This is a genomic window from Segniliparus rugosus ATCC BAA-974 (assembly GCF_000185725.2).
Classification (GTDB): Bacteria; Actinomycetota; Actinomycetes; order Mycobacteriales; family Mycobacteriaceae; genus Segniliparus; species Segniliparus rugosus.
The window spans coordinates 1,861,939-1,884,705 of sequence record NZ_KI391953.1 but is presented as its reverse complement, the minus strand read 5'-3'; the positions used below and the strand labels follow the sequence as shown (position 1 = coordinate 1,884,705).

26 protein-coding genes are annotated in these 22,767 nt (G+C 66.6%); 15 read left to right on the top strand and 11 right to left on the bottom strand.

Annotation, left to right across the window (positions count from 1 at the left end):
• The first annotated feature begins 151 nt into the window (after positions 1-151).
• From HMPREF9336_RS09255 to HMPREF9336_RS09200, 12 genes are all read left to right on the top strand, one after another.
• The gene (locus HMPREF9336_RS09255; protein WP_021030412.1) at positions 152-490 is read left to right on the top strand and encodes a hypothetical protein; all 339 of its coding nucleotides are present in this window, start codon (positions 152-154) and stop codon (positions 488-490) included.
• The gene (locus tag HMPREF9336_RS09250) at positions 487-1,461 is read left to right on the top strand and encodes a hypothetical protein (protein WP_007471188.1); all 975 of its coding nucleotides are present in this window, start codon (positions 487-489) and stop codon (positions 1,459-1,461) included. Before HMPREF9336_RS09255 ends, HMPREF9336_RS09250 begins: the two co-directional genes overlap by 4 nt.
• Complete coding sequence (locus HMPREF9336_RS09245) at positions 1,458-3,554, top strand: hypothetical protein (RefSeq protein WP_021030411.1); 2,097 nt, start codon at positions 1,458-1,460, stop codon at positions 3,552-3,554. The genes HMPREF9336_RS09250 and HMPREF9336_RS09245 overlap by 4 nt, the downstream gene beginning before the upstream one ends.
• A 96-nt stretch (positions 3,555-3,650) precedes the next feature.
• Positions 3,651-3,998, top strand: a complete 348-nt coding sequence (locus HMPREF9336_RS09240; protein WP_007471184.1) for a hypothetical protein — start codon at positions 3,651-3,653, stop codon at positions 3,996-3,998.
• A gap of 2 nt (positions 3,999-4,000) precedes the next feature.
• Positions 4,001-4,714, top strand: coding sequence for a hypothetical protein (locus HMPREF9336_RS09235; RefSeq protein WP_007471183.1), 714 nt, complete (start codon positions 4,001-4,003; stop codon positions 4,712-4,714).
• Positions 4,715-4,751: 37 nt separating this feature from the next.
• The gene (locus tag HMPREF9336_RS17510; RefSeq protein WP_021030410.1) at positions 4,752-6,065 is read left to right on the top strand and encodes a hypothetical protein; all 1,314 of its coding nucleotides are present in this window, start codon (positions 4,752-4,754) and stop codon (positions 6,063-6,065) included.
• Positions 6,066-6,093: 28 nt separating this feature from the next.
• Positions 6,094-6,414, top strand: coding sequence for a hypothetical protein (locus HMPREF9336_RS09225; RefSeq protein WP_007471179.1), 321 nt, complete (start codon positions 6,094-6,096; stop codon positions 6,412-6,414).
• A 4-nt stretch (positions 6,415-6,418) separates the two neighbouring features.
• Positions 6,419-8,815 (top strand): TPR repeat domain-containing protein, encoded by a 2,397-nt coding sequence (locus tag HMPREF9336_RS09220; RefSeq protein ID WP_021030409.1) that lies wholly within the window; start codon positions 6,419-6,421, stop codon positions 8,813-8,815.
• On the top strand, positions 8,812-9,780 hold the full coding sequence (locus HMPREF9336_RS09215; RefSeq protein ID WP_007471175.1) for a hypothetical protein: 969 nt from the start codon (positions 8,812-8,814) through the stop codon (positions 9,778-9,780). The genes HMPREF9336_RS09220 and HMPREF9336_RS09215 overlap by 4 nt, the downstream gene beginning before the upstream one ends.
• Before the next feature lie 104 nt (positions 9,781-9,884).
• Entirely contained in the window at positions 9,885-10,466 is a 582-nt protein-coding gene (locus tag HMPREF9336_RS09210; RefSeq protein WP_007471174.1) for a hypothetical protein, read from the top strand.
• Between the two features lie 88 nt (positions 10,467-10,554).
• On the top strand, positions 10,555-10,884 hold the full coding sequence (locus HMPREF9336_RS09205) for a histidinol dehydrogenase (protein WP_007471171.1): 330 nt from the start codon (positions 10,555-10,557) through the stop codon (positions 10,882-10,884).
• Complete coding sequence (locus HMPREF9336_RS09200; protein WP_007471169.1) at positions 10,874-11,611, top strand: hypothetical protein; 738 nt, start codon at positions 10,874-10,876, stop codon at positions 11,609-11,611. Before HMPREF9336_RS09205 ends, HMPREF9336_RS09200 begins: the two co-directional genes overlap by 11 nt.
• Before the next feature lie 58 nt (positions 11,612-11,669).
• Here HMPREF9336_RS09200 and HMPREF9336_RS09195 read toward each other — a convergent pair whose 3' ends face one another.
• From HMPREF9336_RS09195 to HMPREF9336_RS09160, 8 genes are all read right to left on the bottom strand, one after another.
• Positions 11,670-12,587: a hypothetical protein gene (locus HMPREF9336_RS09195; protein WP_007471167.1), complete on the bottom strand. Its 918-nt coding sequence runs from the start codon at positions 12,585-12,587 to the stop codon at positions 11,670-11,672.
• Positions 12,588-12,656: 69 nt separating this feature from the next.
• On the bottom strand, positions 12,657-13,298 hold the full coding sequence (locus HMPREF9336_RS09190; RefSeq protein ID WP_021030408.1) for a RuvC family protein: 642 nt from the start codon (positions 13,296-13,298) through the stop codon (positions 12,657-12,659).
• Positions 13,295-14,671, bottom strand: a complete 1,377-nt coding sequence (locus tag HMPREF9336_RS09185) for a hypothetical protein (RefSeq protein ID WP_156920331.1) — start codon at positions 14,669-14,671, stop codon at positions 13,295-13,297. The genes HMPREF9336_RS09190 and HMPREF9336_RS09185 overlap by 4 nt, the downstream gene beginning before the upstream one ends.
• On the bottom strand, positions 14,658-15,362 hold the full coding sequence (locus HMPREF9336_RS09180) for a hypothetical protein (protein ID WP_021030406.1): 705 nt from the start codon (positions 15,360-15,362) through the stop codon (positions 14,658-14,660). The genes HMPREF9336_RS09185 and HMPREF9336_RS09180 overlap by 14 nt, the downstream gene beginning before the upstream one ends.
• Positions 15,363-15,365: 3 nt before the next feature.
• Entirely contained in the window at positions 15,366-15,767 is a 402-nt protein-coding gene (locus HMPREF9336_RS09175; RefSeq protein WP_007471162.1) for a hypothetical protein, read from the bottom strand.
• Positions 15,764-16,240: a hypothetical protein gene (locus HMPREF9336_RS09170; RefSeq protein WP_007471159.1), complete on the bottom strand. Its 477-nt coding sequence runs from the start codon at positions 16,238-16,240 to the stop codon at positions 15,764-15,766. The genes HMPREF9336_RS09175 and HMPREF9336_RS09170 overlap by 4 nt, the downstream gene beginning before the upstream one ends.
• The gene (locus tag HMPREF9336_RS09165; protein ID WP_156920330.1) at positions 16,237-16,638 is read right to left on the bottom strand and encodes a hypothetical protein; all 402 of its coding nucleotides are present in this window, start codon (positions 16,636-16,638) and stop codon (positions 16,237-16,239) included. The genes HMPREF9336_RS09170 and HMPREF9336_RS09165 overlap by 4 nt, the downstream gene beginning before the upstream one ends.
• 10 nt (positions 16,639-16,648) lie before the next feature.
• Positions 16,649-16,888 (bottom strand): hypothetical protein, encoded by a 240-nt coding sequence (locus tag HMPREF9336_RS09160; protein WP_007471158.1) that lies wholly within the window; start codon positions 16,886-16,888, stop codon positions 16,649-16,651.
• Positions 16,889-17,320: 432 nt separating this feature from the next.
• Here HMPREF9336_RS09160 and HMPREF9336_RS09155 point away from each other — a divergent pair, with 432 nt between their 5' ends.
• Positions 17,321-17,758 (top strand): hypothetical protein, encoded by a 438-nt coding sequence (locus HMPREF9336_RS09155; RefSeq protein WP_007471157.1) that lies wholly within the window; start codon positions 17,321-17,323, stop codon positions 17,756-17,758.
• A gap of 225 nt (positions 17,759-17,983) precedes the next feature.
• On the opposite strand, the gene HMPREF9336_RS09150 is transcribed toward HMPREF9336_RS09155, so the two are convergent.
• The 3 genes from HMPREF9336_RS09150 to HMPREF9336_RS09140 are packed head-to-tail and all read right to left on the bottom strand — an operon-like array spanning position 17,984 to position 20,628.
• Positions 17,984-20,023: a bifunctional DNA primase/polymerase gene (locus HMPREF9336_RS09150; protein WP_007471155.1), complete on the bottom strand. Its 2,040-nt coding sequence runs from the start codon at positions 20,021-20,023 to the stop codon at positions 17,984-17,986.
• Positions 20,020-20,382, bottom strand: a complete 363-nt coding sequence (locus tag HMPREF9336_RS09145) for a glutaredoxin domain-containing protein (RefSeq protein WP_007471154.1) — start codon at positions 20,380-20,382, stop codon at positions 20,020-20,022. The genes HMPREF9336_RS09150 and HMPREF9336_RS09145 overlap by 4 nt, the downstream gene beginning before the upstream one ends.
• Before the next feature lie 24 nt (positions 20,383-20,406).
• Positions 20,407-20,628: a hypothetical protein gene (locus HMPREF9336_RS09140; RefSeq protein WP_007471153.1), complete on the bottom strand. Its 222-nt coding sequence runs from the start codon at positions 20,626-20,628 to the stop codon at positions 20,407-20,409.
• A gap of 132 nt (positions 20,629-20,760) precedes the next feature.
• On the opposite strand from HMPREF9336_RS09140, the gene HMPREF9336_RS09135 reads away from it, so the two are divergent.
• Positions 20,761-21,333 (top strand): helix-turn-helix transcriptional regulator, encoded by a 573-nt coding sequence (locus tag HMPREF9336_RS09135; RefSeq protein WP_007471152.1) that lies wholly within the window; start codon positions 20,761-20,763, stop codon positions 21,331-21,333.
• 87 nt (positions 21,334-21,420) lie between these two features.
• Entirely contained in the window at positions 21,421-22,755 is a 1,335-nt protein-coding gene (locus tag HMPREF9336_RS09130) for a site-specific integrase (RefSeq protein ID WP_007471151.1), read from the top strand.
• Positions 22,756-22,767 lie beyond the last annotated feature (12 nt).

The following is a 22,767-nucleotide window of genomic DNA, read 5'->3' as shown; positions in this document are numbered from 1 at the left end:
GTTGCCCGAGTCGGCGAATTCCCGCACTATGGAACCGATCGGGGCCTTTGTGCGTCTAAACAGATTGAGACTTGTCCAACCATGATCCGAGGAAAGCGAGCGACGACGATGACCGGCGAGGCCAACGCCGGGGGGATTCTCGAGGTGCGCCGTGGCTGACTCTGGCGGTTTCTCGTTGGACTCGCAGGAGTCCGAGTCGGTGTGCCGGGCTGTGCTCAAGTCGCTCGGCGAGCGCCACCAGCTCTTGGCGGACAAGATCGCGGACACCTCAGATTTCGAGGGCGCCCCGGACGAGGCGGGACGCAGGGCGCAGGAGCTGGCCCGTTCGGCGAAAGCCCGCTTGGAAGAGCTGCGATTAGGTGGCGCGGCCCGCGCCGTGAGCACAGTCCGCAACGTGTTCTCGGGGGTGGCTCTTGTGCGGGAGACGGATTTCGAGGCCGAGTACGGGCTGAAAGCAGCTGGCACGCGGATCGACGGAGCAGGCGCGTGAAATCAGAGACGGCGGAGATCCCGGATTCGGGTTTGCGCGATCCGCGCGAGATGGCGGTCTGGGACGGCGCGGAAGAGAACTCGGCCCGGCTGGAGGAGATCGCGACGATCTTCCGCATGGGGCACGTCTCGTTCAAACACCCCAAGGTCTCCGGCTCGGTGCAGTTGTCGGGCACGCCGCCACTGGTGCGATTGGGTCCGGGGGGTTCGAGGGTGTTCCGCCACAAGGAGCCGTTGCTCGCGGTCTCGGGTTTCCCGCGCGAGTTCGGGGAACACATGGAGTGGGTCGTCGCGAAAGCCGCCGAGCGCTACGACCTCTACGAACGATTGGCGGACGACTCGAGTATGGAGCCGAGAGAGGCGTCCGAGGCGAGCGGATTCGACTTGGAGGCCCCCGCTGGTTGCCGGACGCTGTCGGGGCGCGTCGACTACTTGGAGAAGGCGAGAAAGGCTGTCGAGGGCGACGCCAGCGCGTTGGCGTTTTTGAAGCGGCACAGCGAGCGGGTCGCGCATGTGGAGGTGATGGCCGAGACCGGGGCGGGCGCGATGTCCGTGGTGATCGACGGGCGCGACCTGCCGGTGTCGATGACCTCCGCGCGGTACTCGGAAGCGGCGAAGCTCGCCTGCTGGGGGCTTCGGGCGGCGGGGATCGAGGCGCAGAAGTGGGCCAACCAGCTCGCGAGAGAGCTGGCGGAAGCCACTGCTGGTGTCGGGGAAGTGCTGTCCGAGGACGAGCGGGTCGAAGTGGACTTCACTCGGGGCCTGCCGGATTGGCCCGAGGAGATGGCCGAGGACTTCGACCTCGTCCAAGAGTTCCTCCTGGACTTCCAACACACGCGGCATGATTTCGTCACCGCGCAGAAGCAACGGGAAGCGGAACGCGAACAACAGTGGCAGGAGGCCGAAGCCGACCTGGAGCGCCGCAAAGCCGCCGCGATGGACGAGTTCCGGATGCGCGGAGGTCGGATGTGAGCGAGATCGGGTCGCGCCCCTATCCGGAGCCGTTCGGCGAGGTGCAGAAGCTCGTCGCCGAACCCGTCTGGCTCGGCGTCAACGAGGTCGAGCTCGCGGACCTCGCCCAAACGCTGCGTTCGGTCGCCGAATTGGAGCGCGCCAGCGGCAACGAGATCCACTCCCACGCCGGAAGGCTCGAGGACAACCACGCCGGGGGCGGCTTGGACGCGGGACCGGAGGCGCTGCGCCGCGACGCTCTCGCCCTCCATATCCACGCGGAGCGTTGCGACAAGGCCGCTGCGATCCTCGACGAGGCCGCCATGGAAGTGCGGGAGGCGAAGGTCGAGCTGAGCGTGCTCGGCGCCTACGCGCAGCAGGAGCAGAACTCTTGGGACGTGCTGCTCAAGCAGACGGCGAACTCCCGCTGGGTGCAGAAGCTCGCCGCGAAGAGCCTTCAGAAGGCCCAAGACGCGGCGAAAGCCCGTGCGGACAAGGCCGAGGCGTTCTTCGCCGCCAAGATCCGCGAGCACGACAAGCTCCATGAGGAAGAGATCGCCGTCGGGCATGTGGATCTGGACGAGGTCGACGGCCCTGCTTCGCCGTCCGTGCGGCACGCCGCCGTCGAAACATCACCTGCTCCGGCTGTCCAGGAGCAATCCGCTGAGACAGAGGCAGAACGAGTTTCGACCGCCGAGCCCGACCCGTTCGAACAGCACCGCAATCTGTGGCCCCAGCACGACGCCCCCGGCCAGGCCCGCGCAGAGCACGAATGGCCCGCAGATTTCGGCACCGCGCACGACTCGTCCGCAGCGACTTCGGTCCAGTCCGGGGCTGCGGTCTTCGACCATGCCGACACGGACTCGGCGAGCACCGAGTTAATGTCGGCCACGGGGCTCGACGTTCCCGACGACGTGACGACTGTGGATTTGCAGGAGTCAAGCGACACGGCGACGATGGGCGCGGCAGGCGCGGTCACCGGCCAAGCGTTGAACCTCGCCAACACGGACGAGGAATATCGGAGCCCTGGCGCTCGCGGCTATCACGGCGGCGAGGGACTTTTCGGCGACCGGCACGCAGCTGAGCTGCCGCAGGACCAGGAGAGCCGATTGGCGAGGCTGGCGTTGTGGGTCAAAGAGCAGCCCGACCTCTTCGATATCGGGGCCTTGGCAACGGGAGGCCCGCCTCGCTACGCCTTCTCCCTGGAGGTGGACGACCAGCTCCAGGAGCACGTCTTCGCGCACACGAACGTCGGCCCCGGCGTCCTCTCCAAGCGCCTCCCGTTGGGCACATGGAACGCGTGGGATGTCGTGATGGACCCCGACAACCACGACCGCGCCGTGCTCCCGAAAATGCTCGGCCACGCAGACCCCGTCCACGGCCTCGTGGCGCATTACTTGTGGCGGCGGGGATTGTGGGAGGCGCACAACGCCCGCTACCACCTCGCAGGGATCGCCCTCGCCTACACGCCGGAGGAGCCCGAGACGCTCCGCAGGCTCGTGCAACCGTTGAACAATAATCTGCCCGACGTGGAAGCGCCTTTCTTGGTGGAGGCGAAAGGCCCGCTCGTCGAACCGGAGGGCGGCAGCCTGCACCCGTTGCAGCACGCGGCCCCCGGCTTGTTCAAACAGTTGCAGAACACGCTGGACTCGCACTGGGCCGAACAGCTTCGCCCCCTCGTCCCGCACTGGGTCGCCGCCGCCGTCGAGCGCTCCGGGGCGAACGGGCGGCCAGCCTTCGACACCATCACCACAGCGATCCGGAACGGCCAGCCCGTGACCCCAGAGATGTTCGGGAAGGCCCGCGAGGACGCCGGCCATGGTCTGCCGACGATGCGCGCCATGCTCGACCAGGCCGCGAAGCTCCCCGAGGCCGCGGGCGGCGCGCGCTTCGCCCCCTACTTGAACCTCTTGGGCGCGCAGCTCGCCTACGCAGCCCTCACAATCTGGGCGCCGACCCAGGCCCAGCCAACGGGAACGGGCCTGCGTTGGATTCTGAACGCCGCGTATCTCGTGGTGAAAGCGACCGACTCGGACCCCGCTTTCATCCAGTGGATCACCAGCTCTCTTCCCGACCTCGACCGCAGCCCGTGGAAACAGCAAGGCGGCGGATGACCAGGCATGGACAGCCCTGAACCAGCATGAGACAGTAGACCAACATCACAACCCCGGACGGGGCGAAGAGCACGAGACCAAACGAGGAGGCCCGGAATGGGGCAAGAGGTCGGCATAACCGAGGAGTACGCGCGCTACGTCCTCAAAGAGTTCGACGACGCGATCAACGATATAAAAGGCTACCTCCAAGAGCACCAGGACCTCGGGCAGCTAGCCAGTCTTGGCGACGCCTGCGGCTCGCTGCCGGACGGGCAGAAGCGCAAGGAGATCCTCAAAAAATCTGGCCAGACTTTCCTGCAATGGGGCCAGGACCAGGTCGACTACTTGCAAGGCATGCGGGATCTGCGCGAGAAGGTGTTCAACACGTACTGGGGCACGGACTGGTCGAGCAAACAGGACCTCTCCAAGGTGCAGATCCCCGACGTTCAGCCGCGAGGGCACTAAGCATGGGCAAACGACTCACCGCCCTCGCGCTCGCAGCTCTGGCCGCCCTCGCCGTCTCCGGTTGCGACCGGAGGGGCGGCGGACAAGCGGCGGACACAAAGGCGTCGGCTTCTGGCAGCACCGCGGCCGCGAGCCAGGCGAACCTCGCCACCCCGGAGACGGCGGGGAAACCGGCCTTCCAGCTGAAATTCGGACAACCCGCCTCCTTCGCCAAGGGCGGGGTCACGATCACTGTCGTGCCGAAGACACTTGACCCGGTCGACGGCGTCCCCGCTGGTCTGGCCGACGATGTGTTCAACTGCGGCTCTTGGTGGAAGCTCACCTACGACCTGACGGTCGACGCGCAGGCGGACTCGACGTGGAAGGGCTGGTATGTGGAGTTTATCGGACCTTCCGCTTTGCAGAGCATGAAAACCGCTAGTAGCAGCTACGGCGGCAGGTACGGCGACACGTACATACGCGGCGGACAGCCGGAAGACCCCGCCTCGCAAGGCCACTTCGTCAGCAAAGCCGCGAACGACTACACGAAAGACCCCAAGGCCGCGTTCCAGCGCAGCGGCGCTGTGGTGCAATACTTCGCCACCTGCGTCTACAACTCCGAGACCAAGCAGCATCTCCCGAGCGGGAAGCCGCCGGTCGGTGTGGTGTGGAACCAGGAGCTTGAGAAGGGCCAGGGCATGGACAAGCGCCCCGACGTGGCGGTGTGGACTTTATGACGACGAGGCATCTTTCAACACGAGGCAGGACGCGGTAATGGCCGATCACGACTACATGGCGAACCCGGACGCGGAGTTCTTCGACAACCTCGGCTCGGGCGAGAAGCTCAGCGGGGACGCGCTGCACCAGGTCGCCGAGAGCTGGAGCGCGCTCAAAGGGAAGATCGCGGACCGGGTGGGCCGGTTGCGGCTGGTGCTCAGCGAAGGCAACTTGGGTCAGGTCGGCACGAGCGAGGACTGGTGGAAGGGCACGGGCGGGGACGCGCACCGAGACCAGCTCACCCGGTACAGCAACTACGTGGAGGCCCAGCAGGGCGACTTGGCGAAGTACGAGGGGCATATCAAGGATTTGGCGGACGGGACCGCCGAGGCGAAGAGCACAGCAGGGCAGCCGATGGGAGCGTTGTTCGGGTCTGGCTCGAACCCCGCTGAGACGACGCGGGCGGTGGCGCGGGCGACCCAGAAGCTCTACTACAACCCCGGCACACCTGTCGCGGAGGAGCTGCACTACCCAGGCCAAGCCCCGCAAACCCCGACGCTGGACGACTTCACAGCCCCGCCCAAAGGCGCCGAGCAACCGCAGCCGTCGACAGGTGGAGCTGGCGGGGGCAGTCCGGCGAGCGGCTCGGCTCCGCACGAGCCTGCCGCCTCGCCCGTGTCGGCGACAGCGCAACAGAATGACGCGGCGACCTCGCAGCAGCCAGAGGCCCAGGCCGATGGCAAGCCTTCCGGCGAAGGAGCTGGCGCCGGTTCGGGCGGCGGCTCTGGGAGCGGCGGCGGGTCTGGCTCCGGCGACGGGGGCAAAGGCGCTGGGGCTGGTGGGGGTTCGCCGTTCGGCGGCACGCCCGCTGCCGGAACCCCGTCCCCGAGTTCTGGTTTCGACCCGTCCGAGTCGGGCGCGACGCACGCGATGGGCGCGAGCGACTGGACACCGTCGTCGTCTGGCGGCGGTTCAGGTCTCGGCGGCGGCGTCGGCACGTTGGGCGGCGACCATGAGCGAGCTTTGTCGGCGAAGACTGGGCCAGTCGGTTACTCGACCCCGAAGCCGGTCGTGAACGTGAACGGCCTCGCAGGATCGGGCGTCGGCCAAGGCGGGGGCATGGGCAGTTTCGGCGGCATGGGCGGCGCAGGGGCTGGTCGGGCCGCTGACAAGGAGCACAAGACTCCCGACTATCTGCGCAGCACGGACAACGGGTTCGAACTGATCGAGAAGCTGCCGATCGTGAGCGCCCCGGTGATGGGCGACCTCACCGCCGAGGAGATCGCGGAGGGCGAGGCCGAACGGGCGCAGGCCGAGCAGGAGAAGCTGAAGCAGTTGATGGAGGAGGAACGCGGATGGGACGCGCAATAGCGAACTGTAGGGCCGAGGAGGGCGAATTATGCAGGTGAACGTGGAGGCGTTGCGCAAGGCGGCAAAGAGCACCGACGACCTCGCGGACCAGGTCGTGGTCAGCAGCGCTGCGGGCGTGATGGCGTATCCGGCTCAGTACCAGCAGGCCGCGCGGGACGCAATGGCCGGTTGGGATGTGTACACAGGGACGTGCGACGAGGTTGCGGACGGCACAGGCAAGGCGTTGGAGAACTGCTCGGGGGCGGTCCGCGGCTTCGGGGACGCGATGCGCTCCTGCGCGGCTCTCACCGAGTGCACCGACGACGACGCGGGCGCGCAGATCGCCGCGACCATGGACCGGAAGGCGTGAGATCGTGGCAGTGACGAAGACGCTGCTGGTCGCGACCTACTCGGACCTCTCGAAGCTGGACGCGATGCGCAAGGCGGGTCAGGTGTACGTGGACAAGGGGACGGACTTGGCCGACCGGTTGGCCGACTTCATTCTGCGCTCCGCAGATGTGGACGGGTGGCACGGAAAAGCCCAAACCGCCGCGGGCAACCGCGCGGACCAGCTCGCGGGGCACGCCCGCGCCATCGGATCAAAGTTCCAAGACATCGGCAAGGCGCAGCTCGTCGGAGCGGACGCGATGGTCGAGCCGCTGCGGATCGCCGAGGAGTGCGTCACTCAGGCAGAGGGCCGCAAGCTCTTCCCCATGGTGGTGAACGAGGACCTGACCGTCTCGGACCCGAATCTGGAGGCGTACCGCCAGAACTGGGAGAAGCTCGGGTACAGCGACGTCGCGCAACGCGTCGCCGAGCGGGTGAACGCCCGCGCGAGGATCGAGGCCAGGCTCCAGGAGGCCGCGAGGAACTGCGAAGACGCCCTCGCCACATGCTCGAAAGCTATGTCCGAGGGGATACAGCTCGCCCTCGACCAGGCCCCTGTCCTCGCAGCCCTCAACCAGGCCCAGGCGGCGCAGGACGCGCAAGACGTCAAGGACGGCAAACCGCTCACCCCTGAGCAGCGCGAACGGCTGCGCGCGGCCACAAGTCTCACGAAAGAACAGCAGCAGGCCCTCGCGAACGGCGGCGACGCGGACCTGCCGCCGCAGCAGATGCAATACCTGCGCGACCTCAGCCGCGCGCTCGACGGGAAGACCCCCGGCGAGATCAAAGCCCTCGCCGACAAGCTCGGCATCGGACCCGAGCTGGGCAACGCCTTGGAGCTCGCGGGCAGCGAGCATGTCACGTCCACTCTTCCCAAGCTCGGCCCGGACGGCAAACCTGCCGCCTACGAGCGCACCAAGGGCGGCGTCGACCAATTGCCGAGCAAGGTGCGCGAGGCCGTCACCCAGGCCGGGGCGCATTGGGAGCAGGTCGGCGGCAACAACCGCGTGCCCGAGGTCCAGTTGAGCGTGGAGCACGGCCAAGACCTCAACGACCTCAGCTCGATCCTCCAGCAGAGCGACAACCAGGTGCGGCAGAACTCCTCTCTGGACGGAGCGCTCGCGAGCCGCGCGAAAGAAATCCAGCACGTCGCGGCCAATCCGCCGAAAGACATGTTCGGGGAGCCCGCGATGGTCATGGGCAAAGAGCAGTCCGACCAGGTCGTGCAAAACCTGTTGCGGACCGTCGCCCCGGACCACGAGGTCGTACACGACCAGTTGCAGGGCACGGACGGGCAGGCGTTCCTCTCCGACCTCACGCACTACAAATGGTCCGACGGCGGATTCGCCGCCGGGGAACTGCTCGACCAGAGCGAGGGCGCGAACGCGGGCGGGCATCAGGGACAGCTCGCTGGTGAGAGCGAGCGGACTGTCGCCGACTACTTCGCCGCCCACGGCGAGCTGAACAGTTGGGGCGGGCACACGTTCGGGGAGACGAACCCCGACCTCGCCCAAAGCGTCGCGCACGGCCTGAAACCCTATTTCGCTGACATGACCGGCTCCCCGCTCGCCACGCACGGCGACACGTTCGGGAAGACGCCGTTCGACACCCCCGACGCTTTCGAGAAAGGGCTGTCCACCAACGCGAAGCAAGTGCTCGCCACCTTGTCCACCGACGACACCGCGGCGACGATGCTCAAAGAGGCGGCGAACCAAGAAGAGCTGAAGCTGCTCGACAAGATGGCCGACGCCCAGCACAACGGCGACCGTGAGACGGCGAAGGACTTTTTGGAGGCGGCCGAGCGCACCAGGGCGCTCTCCGACCGGGGCCTCTACGACGGCATGGAGGCCCACTACAAAGACGCGGACGAGGCGAGCAAACACGAGTTCGCGACCAAGAACGCCGCATGGGACTCGCTCAAGGCGTTCGTCGGCACCGGGGCGAAAGCCGTGCCGGGGATCGGGACCGCCCTCGGAGTCGCCCTCGACGCGGCGAACTCCCCGATGAAAGCGTGGTTCCTCGGCGACTCCCCAGGAGCGCACACCCCCGGCAGCGCGCCGCACGAGAACCCCGTCGTCTTCAAAGGCATGGTCGCGCAAGCGCTCCTCGCCGGACACCCCGAGCTCGCGCAGGGCAATCCGCTCGTGTCCCCCGACGGGCACATCCTCTCGGAGGAGGAATGGAAGACGCAGGTCTGGCAAAACACCGGCAGCGCCTCCGAACCGCGCGCCACCACCGATCCGCGCGCCGCCTACAAGATCGCGCTGAACGAGCTGCTGAACAAGGTGGCTCCGGGATACTCCGACCTGACGGACCTCACCCAAGGCACGTACAACACCACGGCGGACAACAACGGCAAACCGGAAGAGAAACCTGGGAAATGATCCGCGCCCTATCGGCTTTGGCCGCGAGCCTCGCCCTGCTCGCCGGATGCGCGACCGGCCCGTCCGCGCCGAGGCCCCCCGCTCCTGCTGGCGACGGGCTCTACCGTCTCCCCGAGCAGTTCAAAGACCTTCGTTTCGTCTGGACGGCCGAGCCCGGAGTCGACCTCGTGAACGGCCCGATGGTCCCGATCCGCGCCTACGAGGAGTCCGTTCTGCTCCGCGTCTGGAGCGGGAGGGAGCAAGGGGCGTATCTGGGGTTCGACCGGGCAGTGCCCTTAAAAGGATGGCACGAGGGCGATCCCACGGAGTGGCTAGACCTGCGGCCCCATATCCCGAGGAACCTCGACTCCGCGAGCAAGGAGGAGAAAGAGGAGTTTGAGACGGCGCACGGCGGGGTGGGATTCGAGCACGTCCTCACCCTCGCGCCGACCGAAGACGGCGGTTGGGCCGCTGTCGTCTGCTTCGGCGGATACTCCCTCCTCTACAAACAGCCGGACGGGAAATGGTCGCAGCGAAAGTGGTGGAACCCGTCGAACCCAGGAGTCGAGGACAGCCCCGAACAGGCGCCGCCCGACGCGGGCTGGGGAGGCGTGTACCGGATCAGCGTCAAAGCAGGGCAGGCGAGTCCGCCGAGCGCCTCGAAGCAGTCCGCGCAAGAAGGTCCCCTGCCCGCTCCGCAGGGCGATGTGTTCGCCGATTGGACGGTGACAGGACGTATAGGCTTCAGCCCCACGTATAGGCGCGACCTCGCAGGCTCCTGGTCCCCGGAGTACTCGTCCGCCTGGTCGGACGGGTCCTGGGGCAAAGAGGACTGGCGGCGCGCTCATGAGGAGTGCATGGCGAAGGCCCCCGACCCCCGCGACGTGCGAGTGCGGTGGCTCGTCAGCGAGCACGACGGCCCGTACCCGTTCCCCGATCCGCTGCCCGCACCTGTTCCCGGCTGGCCTGCGGCGGGTGGTGCGTGATGGCACGCTGTTCCCGTCGGGCTATCGCGATTCTCCTGGTGTCGTTGTTGGCTGCTTGCTCCACTCCTGTGCGGAGCAAGCCCGCTGCGGGCGGAGCGTCGAGCGTGTCGGCTGTGGCGTCGGTTCTGCCCCCTGAGCCGTTGTTCACCGCGACGTTCGAGACGTTGGCGAGCCCTGTGCGCGAGCTGGCGTACGGGGAGGCCATGGCGTTCTCAGGCGAGGGCCTGACCATGACGGTGAGCATGGATGCCCCAAGGCGGGCCACGGGCCTGCCGCAGGGTGTGGACCTGGGCGAGGGCGGCGCGTGCGGGGAGGTTTGGTCTGCTCCGGCGCATTTGCGTGTGCGCGCGGAGAACGCGCGCTGGGGGCTTTGGCACTTGGACCACGCGTTCGCGATGGTGTCCCGGTACGACGGCGCCCCGGTGGTGGACGCTCCAAATAACTCTCGTCATGTTGCGGGAACTCCCGGCAAGGGGGTGCCGGACAAGATAGAGGACGTGATGGAGGCGCAGGAGTCGGAGCACGCGTCGCCCACGTTCGACACGAGGTTCGGCGGCAATGTCTACGGGGTGCAGTGCGACCAGGCGCAGGGCGGGCGTCCCCCGGCTGCGGTGGAGTGGTGGCTCGTCACTGAACAGGGGCCGAAGATGATCGCCCGGTGGCGGGACCGTCCCGCCGGATCTTGACAGGTCGCGCCGGAGCGGGCTTGCGGATGCCCTGTCGTCGGGGTTCCTCCGACCGGCCAGCAGCACGCGAAGGAAAAAGGATCGCAACATGACATCCCCGGAAGGCGAAAAACAACTCGACCCGAGAGCTGTGGCGCAGATCGTGCAACGTGCCTGCGAGCGCTACGGGGCCGAGTACGTGGGCGGGCGCTACAGCGAGGAGCACGACGTTTACGGGTTCAAGGCTCAGTGGGGCAACGAGGAGATCGTCGGCTCGGGCCGAACCGCCGTGGCGGCTGCCGAGGAGTTCCTGTTCTCCCTCGCCGCGCACGACCAAGCGATTGCGTGGCGAGACCAAATAGCCGACCTCACGAGCGAGGGCCTCGTGCGGGACGTCGAGGGCTGGCTGCGCGGGCAGGACGACGGTCGTGGCGCATGAGAGCTGGCCTGCGGGCGGCGTCGACCTTGCGGCGTACGCCGCCGAGCATTGGCCTGGGGTCGAGTTCGAGGTCAAGGGCTGGGAGGACGGGGAGGGCTGGTACGAGCTTGGCACGCTGTTCTCGATCGTCGGCGCTGACGCAGAGGAGCGCCCGAACCTGTTCTGCGACCCCGAGACGCTGTTGCCGCACGTCCAGGGTTTGATCCAAGTGCGCGAAGACCACCTCGACGGCGTGGACGATCTCGATGTGCCAGGACACAATCAGTACGACGATTTCCCTGGGCACAAGTCCCCGCCGTGGAGCTGGGCTTTACTCAAGCGGCATTGGATCGTCGGGCCGTGGGCGTGCTCGGTGGCGCTGCGCGTCCTGGGCCAGATCTACCGCGAGGACATGGGTTCGTCGCCCGAGTTGGAGCTGGAGCATCGTTGCATGAGGCTCGCGGGCGAATGGAGCCTGTTCTACCAGGAGACCAAGCTGTACCTGAACTGGAAACGGGCGACGGCGAGGATTAAGGACCGCAAGGTCCATTGGTGGAACATCCTCCCCGATCCGGGGGCGGAGGCGGCGCTGGACGAGGAGTGCTATCAGCGGGTCGCGAAACGCCTGATGGAGGTTGACCAGCAGCTTGTCGAGTGGAGTGGGCAACGCGTCGGGTTCCACAGTCGGAGCTGGAACAAGTTCAGTGGCCTCGTGAGACACGAGGGCAAGACCACGCTAGAGTTCTGACCACGGAAGACTTGTGCCGCCAACGTTCGGGCGGCGATGGCGAGGTGTCGCGGTCGCCTCAATGGATGTTCGCGCTAGCGATGATGAACAAGCCGGTCAACGTGAGAATAAGCAGGAAGATGTGCGTCGCGGTGGAGACGTCGTCCGCGGCGAACGACTCGGCTTTCTTCTCGAAGAACTTCCTGGTCCGTTCGGAGAACCAGATGCGCCGCAGGACCGGCTTGTCGAATCGTTTCCGCAGCCGTTGCAGGCTTTTCTCCAACGCGTCGAGCCTCTGTATCTCGCCGAGCTCCCGAACGTCGCGTTTCGCGCCTGATGCGGCCCTCATCAGCCGGTAGAAGGCGGCGAGGAGCACGAAGAACACGGCCGTCGCCGCCGCGTCGTGGACGAATTTGCCGCGGTCCTTGTGGAACTCGGCGGCGAGGCCGTCGCTGATGTGTTTGAAGAAGTACCCGAACAACGTCACCGCGCCCCATTTGAAGGGCGATCCGACCTTGCCGTAGTGCTCTTTGAACAGCGAGGTCTTCGGCTCGATCCGGTTTGCACCTGTCAGCACGAGGTACGCTGCGAACCACTTCGGCAGCTGGTGCAGCACGGCCAACGCCAGGGTCGTCCCCCACAGGCCGTAGAACACTCGGTCCGAAACGGTCGTTGCCGATCCCCCCACGTCGGACTGCTGCCCACCGCTCGGGATGAACAGGAGGGCGAGCGGCGAGGCCGCGAGCGCCAGGGCGAGCAAGACGAGGACGGAGAAACCGAGCATCTTCACGCTCAACCAGCAGCGCCACAGAAACTCGTCGCGCTCTTCGCGCCACACCTCGGGGAGGATCGCGAACGCTTCCCCGAAGAACGCCGCGATACGGGCGATGAGCACTGCAGCGAACAAAATCGGCAGCGTCGCCCACAGCGACGTGACGACCGCAGCCGCGACCAACGTGTCGCGCCCGCCCCGTGCTCGCGCGGGCAACATCGGCATGGGCGCACCTTAGCAAAAGCTGTGGTAGCAGCAAACGAAGACAGCGCGGGCATACCCGGAATCTGATGCTCAGAACGGCACAGGAGCCCCGCGCTCCGCGTCCGGCCACTGGACTCCGGCGAGGCAGTCCCGACGCGCTTGCGTGGCCCTCAGCGCTGTTTCCCGCCCCAGGGCGACGGCCCCGAGCGCGGCGAGCCCGATGGCGTCGGCCTCGTCGTCCAGGCTGATCGCCAGTTCGGGCCACGCGCGTTGGACGGCAAGGGCGACCTCGAGCTTCTTCGCCGTGCCCTTGCCCGTCACGAACTTCTTGAGGACGCTTGGTGGGCAGACTGCGATCGGCACGCCAAGATCGTGGAACCTGCCGGCAAGCTCCCACCAGATGTGCGCGCGCCTCCAGCTCGACGTGTCGGCCTTCGAGGCGTAGGAAGGGCCCTCCAGGACGACCAGGGCCACGCCGTCCGGCGCGACGCTCTTGCAGCGGTCGAAGACCGCCGTCGCGATCCGGTCCACGAGCGAGCGATGCCGCGCGAGGTGCGCGTCGAGCCGGTCGGGACAGGCTTTGCTCCCCACGGTCGTCACGAACGGCGGCTGCGTAGGGTCGGCCCCGAGCAGCGCGACACCCGTGCTCGCGAGAGATAGGTCGATTCCGACCACGGGTGCTCGGAGGGGTCGGTCCGCCGTGGCGTATGCGAGCGGGAGGGCGGCGGTCATTCGTCGCCCTCGCCCTTGTCCTCGTCGTGCTCTGCGGCGTAGTGGCCTCCGGGGGCTCGCCGTGGTGTCACGTCTGCGAGTTCGACGCGCACCTGGTCGGCGGGGAGGTAGACACCTTGGACTTGGCGGAACTTGCCCTGATCGTCCATGAGGATCATGCGGCCTGGTTTGTCGGCGGGCAGGCGGACGGGGTCGAGGGCGGGGCCGGTCTCGTCTGGGTCCCATGTGTCACCGAGGGCCATGGTGGCTGCGGAGCGTTTCGTGACTCGCAGGCAGGTGCGCAGCTGCGCGTTATCGCGGATGCCGGTGGGCACCGCGTCGGCGTCCGGGCGTTGGCTCATGCCGATCCACAACACGCCGAGCGAGCGGCATCGGGTCACGAAGAAGTAGACCAACGACTGGACGGCGCTGGCGATGGCTGCGAGCTTCTTGTCCGCCGCAGCGTCGCCGGTCTTCGTGGGCGCCATGAGCGACTGGAACTCGTCGCACAGGACCGCGATGAGCGGATGCTCGCTGCGCACCGCGTCGGGCAGACTCCACCAGTTCGCCTCGCCGTACTGCTCGTAGAAGTGCTTGGCCCGCCACTCCGCGATCTCGCGCACTTCGGTGAACAGGCGCACCACGGCCTGCATGTCGGGCTCGGAGACGAACTCGGTGGCATACGGGCGCAGGTGCTCCCAGTCCATCCCGAACTTCCCGTCGACCACGCGCAGGTCCATGAGCCCGGCTTTGAGCCAGGGGACGACGACGGAGGTCATCAGGGCGGTCTTGCCGGTTCCGCCGAGGCCGCCGACGATCCAGCCGCTCTTGTTCTTCACCGAGAGCAGCACCGGTTCGCCGGTCTCGTCGGCGCCGATGTGCCATGCCGTGGTCGACAGCGGCGGCGTCTTCGCGCGGACACCGTCGAACGGGTCTCGGTCGTTGAGGCACAAGACGAACTGTCCGGGGCGCTGCTCGACGGTCGCCTCGGGCTTGTGCAGGGCGGTCGCGAGGATCGGCAGGGCTTTGTCCCACGTCGCGCGGCTGTGTCCGAGGAGCGCCGTGAATCGGATCTGCAACCCGGTTCGGGCCATGGCGATCGACTCGACCGGCGGGGCCTGCGCGACGGTCACCTGAGTCTCAGAGCCGTCCGGGTTCGCCCTGGCCGTCGTGGTCGAGACGATCAGGCCCGCGCGCTCGAGGAGGGTGAAGGCGTCCTCGCCGCGCAGCAGGTCGAGCTGCTGCTTGTACGCGGTCTCGACCTCGGCGCGCAGGACGCGCCCGCGGGCGGCGGTGTGACGGGCACGCACGCGGGCGAGCGCTTCGTCTCCCGGCCGCGGGCCGTCGAGGAGCAGCGTTGGGGCAAGTTCGGCCATCGGGTCAGATCTCCCCATGTTCGCGGAGCCATGCCTCGGCGGCGCGGTCCTCGGCCTCGCGCAACGCGGCGGCGTGGGCGGCCCTGCGGCGCTCCGCCTCCTGCTCCGCGGCCAACGCGGCCGTTTGCTCGGCCTGACGGGCCTGGAAGGCTACACGGCGCGCCCGCTCCTCGCGCCCCGCGTGGCGGGCTCCCGCCACGAGCAGCCAGATCAAAAAACACGCGCCCATGAACAGCACGAACGCGAACAACGAGCCGGCGGTCATCGCCCGCCCCCTTTCTTTCGGTCCTCCGTCAAGAGGGAAGTGCTCGAACGGTGTCGAGTCATCGACGCCGAAGCCTTGCTTGAGCAGCAGCCTCGCCGGATACTTCTCCGCCGGTTCGTCGCTCAGCAAGAGCCGTACCACCCCGCCAGCCCGTTCGAACTCGCCGCGAGCGACCTCGAAGAACGTGAGGATCGCCTCTTGCTTCGCGCGCAGCTCCGGCAGGCTCACCTTGGACGGCTGGGCGAACACGAAATCGACATACGCATCGGTCTCACCATGCCGGCCCCACCCGTGGAGGGAAGCGCCGCGGCGCACAGCCGTCGTGCGTGGAGCTCGGAACAGAGCGTGGTCCTCGACATCCTCCATCCAGGCGAGGCCCAACGCAACGAGGAGCGCGTCGATTTCGCCCACTCGTGCTTTGAGCTTCTCGAACACTGTGTCCACCCGTCATTCCTCCTCTCCGTAGAAGGGGCTGAACGATATTCGGACTTGACCGCCCCCAATCGGCTTCGCAGAGAGGCGGGCGCTGACCACGTTCCCGAGCTCGTCGAGGACCGACCTCTTGTTGAACGCGGCGGCCTTGCCGGCCGGGACGCTCAAGTCGACGCTGGTCTCGTGGACTGCACTGACTGAAGGGCCGTCGTACTCGCCGTCGCGCTTGGACGCGGCCTGGCAAGAGGTCAAGAACGCCTTCCCCTCCTCGCTCTCGATGAGCCTGATGAACGTGCGCTGAGCGTCGGCGTAAGGACTCTCGTCGTCAACACGCCGAGTGTCCGTGCGGTTGGCCGCCAGGGACAGGAGCGTGATCACTGCGCCGACGACCAGCAGGACGATGAGAAATGTTGTCATGCCCCAGCCCTCTCTCCCGCGCTCTCGGCCAGCCGGGCGGACATCGCCTGGTGCTCGCGGGTCAAGCCTTCTGTCCGCCAGAGCAGCGCATGGCGCAATGCCTTGTGGACGATGCGCCTCGCCTCGCGCAGACCGCCCAAGACGAGCTCGCGCGGCTCGTCCGCCTCCAGGCCGGAGAGCATGATCGAACCAGTGTTGATCCGGGACCAGGCTCGTACGAGGCCGTTTCGCATACGCGGCTCGGCGCACAGGACCCGGAGCGTGGCCAGCGCGCGTGCCACGTCTTCCTTCGTGTCGCCGTCCCAAGCTGAGGCGTTGGCGACGCTCTCCACCGCGACTTCGACCGGATGGCGTTCGCCCTCCTCGGGAGGGGCGAAATGCTCGTCGGGATTCTCGACCAACCATGCCTTGATCTTCGCGGGAGCTGAGCCGGTGAAGATCAAGGTGCTCAAGCCGCTGGTTTCGTAGCTCATTGTCGTGCTCCCCTCCGGGCGGATCGCAGGCCCCGCGCTGCTGCGCTTGTAACCGCGCCAGCCACGAGGAGCACGGCGAGCCACGACGTGACCGGGTCCAAACCGGCCTGCGCGGCGTGCTGAAACAAGGGCGCAGGCGGCGGGGCGAGGAGCGTGGCGGTGAACCCGCTCGGCTGGACCTCGGTCACCGGAGGATCGCCAGCGCAGACGAGGTGCCCAGCGGTGAAATCCATGGAGCAATCCGACTGCGCCGCAGGTTCGTCCGAGCAGGACAGAAGTTCGCGGTGCGGGGCGACCGGGGACGGGCACAGGTTCTTGACGACCGTGGTGGGCTCGACCGGGACTCGACAAATCAAGCCGTCGGGCAGGCCGTCGTCGAGGCACGGTGGCAAGGGCATTGCACGCATCTCATTTTTCCTTACGCAAGATCGCCACAGCGCGCTCGACGTTCGCCAAGAGCCTGGTCACCGAGATAACAGGCTCGTCCACGCCGAGGAGCGCGCCGTCGAGGGCGATGCCCTCGTGGAGCGCTCGGAGCGAAGGGCTCTGCACCGCCGCCTCGTAGCTCTCGGGGTCCGGGTCGATTCCGAGCCTCGCTTCCACCGGGAGGTCCCTGAAGCGGGAGAGCGGGAGGAAAATCGCTTTCATTTTCCCCATCCTTTCTGGCTCCGAAAACCAAAGCCGATAGTCATTCAAATACTAGATGTTGTGCCTCTATTTTACTTTGACCACAATGTATAGTGGTTTATTTGACATCTGATCCATGATCACAATTCGGTAACGGCGAATGGGACCGGCGCTTCCGGCAAGCTGCGGGAGGACTCTCGGCTCGTTCGCGAAAGAATCGATCAGCGGGATCCGTCGTGAGGGATGCCGTGCCCTCGGGGCTCTGCCCCACCGGACCATGGGGCCGATCGGGGACAGGGCTGGCCAGACATCCCCCCGAAGGGGGATGCTCCTCCGGACCTGATTTTCGGCGGAGCGCGCTCCGCCGAAAATCAGGTCCTCGGCTTGCGGGCACAGATGTCGGCGGGGCCTGGCGAGGCCGCGAATATCGGCGGACCGCTGTAGCGTGTGGGCATGCGAACAGTGAGAGCGGACGATTTCGAGATCAGCGACGACGAGGTGCTGATCGGCGTGTTGTCGTGGGCCGACGACGCCCGCCCGTGGGCCTCCTCCGCCTTCGCCCGCCACGCCGCGAGATTCTTGGCCGATTCCGGCGCGATATCGGACGACTGGCACGCCACACACGTTCTGCGCCGTTTCGCCGACGGCGAGGAGGTCCTCGCGTCGGACCTGCGATGGGCGACGCGCAAGACGGGCGACCAATTCGGGGCCTCGGCGTTCGTCGAATTGGAGGCCGAGCGCGAGGCCATCGGAGAAAGACTCTCGGAGACCGGCGAGCTGGAGGCCACGCTCGACCACAACCGCAAGGGCGCGCTCTTCGCGGTGATCCTCCTCGACTGGGTGGAGAACGAAGTCGGGCCGTGGTCCGACCTCGGCCCCTGGCGGGGGTGACTTCGAATCATTCTTCGTCGGCTTCGCCGGAACGCCGGAACCCCTAAAGGGGGTTTCCGGCGCGTTTTTCCGGCAGATGCGCGGTTGTGTTCCGGCGCTTCCGGCGGGTTTCCGGCATGCCTGGTCAGAGGCCCGGCGAAGTTCCGGCAATTCCGGCGGATCGTGTCGATCCTTGAGAACTCGCCGGAAACAGTTCCGGCGGATTCCGGCGCTCCACGGCTGTGCTCAGCACGTGTGCTCCTTGAGCACGAACCGGGTCTTGCCGAGCCGGACGACCTTGTCCTTTTCGACGAGCGCGGTGAGGGCCGAGCTGATCGACCCGCGGGCTTTCTTGACACGGGGCGACTCCAGCAACCAACCCTGGATCTCCACGACCGTCGCACCGTTCTCGTGGTTCGCGAACTCGCGGAGCACCTCGTAGACCAGCCCTTGATTCTCCGAGAGGTTCGCGATGTGGTCGGGCAGCGCCGGCTTCGGCTGCGCGAACGGGTCGAACGGCTCCAGCGCCAGGGACGTCACTTTGTCCCCGTCCTCGTCGACTCCCAGTTCCACGACACGCATCTTCGCTAGCGATGAGACCTCGGTGGACCCGTCTTTCTGCTTGTCGAGGCTGATCCTCACCGAAAGAGGCCCGTCCGAGCTTTTCTTGTCCCTCTCCACCCGGATCTCCGTGTCCTGCGCGCCGTCAAGCGCGGAGGAGCCACGGGCGTCGCCGCCGTTGCGCCCGACGTGGTGGATGGTGAGCACGCACGCGCTGGTGTGTTGCCGCAACTTGCGCACAGCTTCCACATATATGCCCATGTCCTTCGCGGAGTTCTCATCCAGCCCCACAGTCATTCGGGCCTGGGTGTCGATGACGATCAGGGCCGGGCTGATCTGCTCGCATGCCTTCACCAGCGCCCACCAGTCGCCAAGCTTCGCGGCCTGGACCGGCATGGGCAGAAAACTCAGCGCACCTCGCTCGGGCTTCTCGTCGTAGACCCGCTCCCAAGCCCTGATCCGGTCCATCAGGCCGTCCGAGCCCTCGCCCGCGATGTAGACGACTTTCCCCTGCTTCGTCTTCCGATCCCGCCACTTCCGCCCGCAAGCGACGTGCATCGCCATATCGAGCGCGACGAACGACTTGAAGTCGCCGGACAGCCCGATCATCCAGGCTTCGGAATTAGCTTTCAGAATCCCCTTGATCAGGGGCCTGCGGTCCGGTGCCGCGTCGACATCCTGCGAGTCGACGAACTGGTCCAGCAGCCATTTCACATGGTCGTCCAAGACATGCATGTCGTCCACCTCATCACCGCCTATCTGCTTGTCCTCCCGCTCCTCGGGCGGACGGCGGCCCTTGCCCGTGGTGGTGTTGCGCGCGGAGTCCACGGTCTTGCGGAACTCTTCCTCGGTCTGCCCGCCCCCGGCCCCGCGCCATTTGGCCCGCTCGACCCGTGCGGCCTCCAGCGCGGCGCGCACGTCCTTGCCGGTCACGGCGTTCCACGGCGAGTTCGAGATCTCGAAGCCGTTGCAGGCCGCGGTGAAGAGCGCGTCGTTGCCGCGCCCGAGCGGGGCGTTGCGGTACAAGTCCGCCTCGGAGGCCACCGCCGCCCTGGCGTACGCGTCGTAGCGCCGCTGGACCGACTCGGGCATGCCGTCGCGGTCGGGCAGGTCCTCGACGACGACCGCCTCGGCCTCCTGCTCGTTGGCCTTCGGGCGCAGGAGCTCGAGGAGCCACTCCGGGGCCGGGGCGATCGCCGTCGTCTCCGGGTCGGACTCGAACCTGTAGCCGCCCTCCCCCGAGGCCGACGGCGGGGCGACGACGAACCCGCCCTTGCCGCGCACGTCCAGGCCGTCGCCGATGTACGACTTGTTGTTGCCGACCTCGAAGTCCTCGGGGAGCTGGAAGTAGTAGTGCTGCCCGCCCGAGCCCGTGCGCACGACCACGGTCGCGGGCAGCGCCCCGTGCTCGGCCACCAGCGCGGCGAGGGTCTCGTCGCCCCCGTGGCGGGGGTCCACGTCGAGGGCGAAGAAGCCCGAGACTTTCCCGGTTCTGACCCCCACGTTGTAGCGCGGGTTCTCCTCCATGAAGAGCGAGTACACGTCGGCCTCGGTCGCGGCTGGGCCGTTCTGCCAGCCGCCCCGGATGGGGTGCTTGCCCGTCGAGTGCTTGGGGTCGGCGTTGCCGCAGGAGCACACGCCGGTGGACGGCACGACGTAGTGCACGGGGATCACGGCCCACCCCAGCTTGGCGAGGCGCAGCGCGCCCTCGTACTTCTCGTTCACGCCGCCGCCTCCTTCGCCAGCTCGCGGATAAGGTCATCACGGAAACCGGACCAACTTCTCGCCCCGGCGACGACGACGGGCAGGCTCATGTGTCCGAGCCTCCTCAAGCGATCTGCGGCGGCCTCGTCCTCCGACACGTCGACCAACACGACCGGAACGCCGTATGCGTTGAGAAGCCGCAAGGTCGCGCCGCACTGGACACAGGCCGGCCTCGTGTAGACGGTGACCGCAACGATCCCCTCGGGGCGCGTTTCATCTGCCTTCAGCTGTATCATGGAGATACCTGCCTTTCGTTTCTTAGTCGTTTCGTTTGGGCTGGTGCCCGCCCTCGCGTTCGGTGCCGCGAACACCGTGTCCACGCGGGGGTTGGCTATTTCCTGGGGTCACGCAGCGTCGGATTCTTGATCAAGCTCGAGCGCCTTCAGCAGCCCCGACGTGGGGATAACCCAGCGCTTGCCGATGCGCAGCACCCTCACTGGGAAGCTCCCGTCACGCAACGCGGCGTAGCCGGTCGCCTCACTGATCCCAAGCACGTCGAAAGCGACCTGGGGTTTTGTTACAGGTCCGAGCTCTCGGATCCTCTCAATTGTCCATCTGACTGCCATTTTTCCTCCTGCGATCGGTCGCCTATGCGACGTCTAGCTACAGACTACCATGTACAACAACGATTTGTATTGGATTTTTAATAATGATCTGTTATCATGCTTGTATTGCGATCCCACGAACAGGAGCTTGAGATGACGACCGACGATTTTGACCGAAACTTCGCACTTCAGGTCGCACAGCTGCGAGAGAACATGGACCTCAGCCAGGAGGCACTGGCGCGCCAGCTTCGCGAAGTGGGGTTGCCATTTCACCAAGCCACGGTTCAGCGCATCGAGGCGGGCGCCCGGCCCGTGAAATTGGGCGAGGCTTTCGCCATCGCGCAGGCGTTGGGCAGCACTGTGGAGGCTATGTCCTCGAGCCCCAAAACATCGGCCGAGGCGCACATCCGCGCCGCGCTGGGGAACGTGCGCCGCGTCAGCCAGCTCCTTGTGCTGACATCCCGCGGGGCGTGGGAGGAATGGCAGAAGGCCGCGCAGGCGCTCTCGGAGGCGTGGCACATCGGGAACGTCGTGCTCATCGACGAGTTCATACAGAGTTCCGTCCGCGATGCCGGCTACTCAGACCAGCTCTATGCCGACTTCATGCATATGTTCTCGGCGCAGCAAGCCTTCGGGCAGGGGTTCGCCGCGATGGAGCGCTTCGCCCGCCACCAGGTCGAACAGCAGGAACCAGCTCGACAGGCCGACGACGAGAACAAGCAGTAGCAGGCCGCAGTCACGGCTGAAGTTTGTCGGTGCCTTGGCCGATCATCTCTCGATAAGTGCCGCACGAACAAGAAGGAGGACTGAGCCATGCGCGGAAGCGTCAAGAAGACCAGGGGTGGCACCTGGTATTACGTGGTGGACCTCGGCCCGGACCCGACTTCGGGCAAGCGCCGCCAGGAACGCAAACGAGGCTTCCGAATCAAGGACGACGCCGAGGACGCGCTCACGGAGCGCCTGGCCGAGATCCGCCAGGGCGTCCACGTGGACCGTTCGGTGACAGTAGCGGCGTACTTGCGGGACTGGATCGACGCCAAAGAGGCGGCGGGGCTCCGGGCGAAAACAGTGAAGGGCTACCGCCAGCACATCGACACGCACCTTGTCCCCCACCTCGGGCACATCAAGCTGCGTGACCTCCGGGCAACGCACATCGAGAAGATGCTGCGGGAGATCGCGAAGCCGCCGAAGCAGCCCGCCCCGAACGAGAAAATCGCCACGGGCAAACACAGAAAGCTCAAGCCGCTGTCGGCGAGTTCGATCCGGCGTGTCCATGCGACGCTCAGCTCTGCGCTCGGAGCGGCAAAGCGCAAACGCCTGATCAGTTTCAACGCCGCCGCTGATTCAGATCGTCCTGCGGCGACCAGGCCGAAGGTCCGTCCGTGGGAGCCGCATGACCTCGGGCTCTTCCTCGACCATGCGGCTTCTGAGCGATTCGGTCCGATGTACGAAGTCGCTGCGCTCACCGGGCTGCGTCGTGGGGAGCTATGCGGTATGCGTTGGGATGACCTGGATTTCGAGCGGAGCGTCTTCGTGGTGCGCCAGCAGCTCGTCGTCGTGTCGAGTGCTGGGATCGCCTGCCCATACTGCCAGGGCCAGCATAAGCAGTTCCGGTTCTCGACCCCGAAGACCGCTTCGGGCGAGGCCCGGATCGTGGATTTGGACGCGGCGACTGTCGGTGTGTTGATGGCTCAACGGCTCGCCCAGGACGCGGAGCGCGAGGAGTGGGGCGACCTCTATGTGGATCACGGGTTGGTGTTCGCTCGTGAGGACGGGAATCCGACTCCACCCGACGATGTGACGGAGCGTTTCAACAAGCTGACGGATGATCTCGGGCTCAGGCGAATCAGGCTTCATGACCTCCGTCACGGGCAGGCGAGCCTCATGCTCGCGGCTGGCGTGGAAATGGCAGTCGTGTCAAAACGGCTCGGTCATTCCCGGCATGCCTTCACGAGCGACACCTACAGCCACCTCTTGGGCGGGGTGGGCGCGTCCGCCGCAGAGAAGGCTGCGGCATTGGTGCCCCGTGCGGGTCGCCCGAAGGCGGCTCCCGAAGGGGCTTCTCAAGAGGCTGGTGACCAATCCGTGATCACAGCGCTCGGAAAAGCCTCGGAAACGAAAATACCCCAGCTCAGAAATACAGTCTGAGCTGGGGTTAAA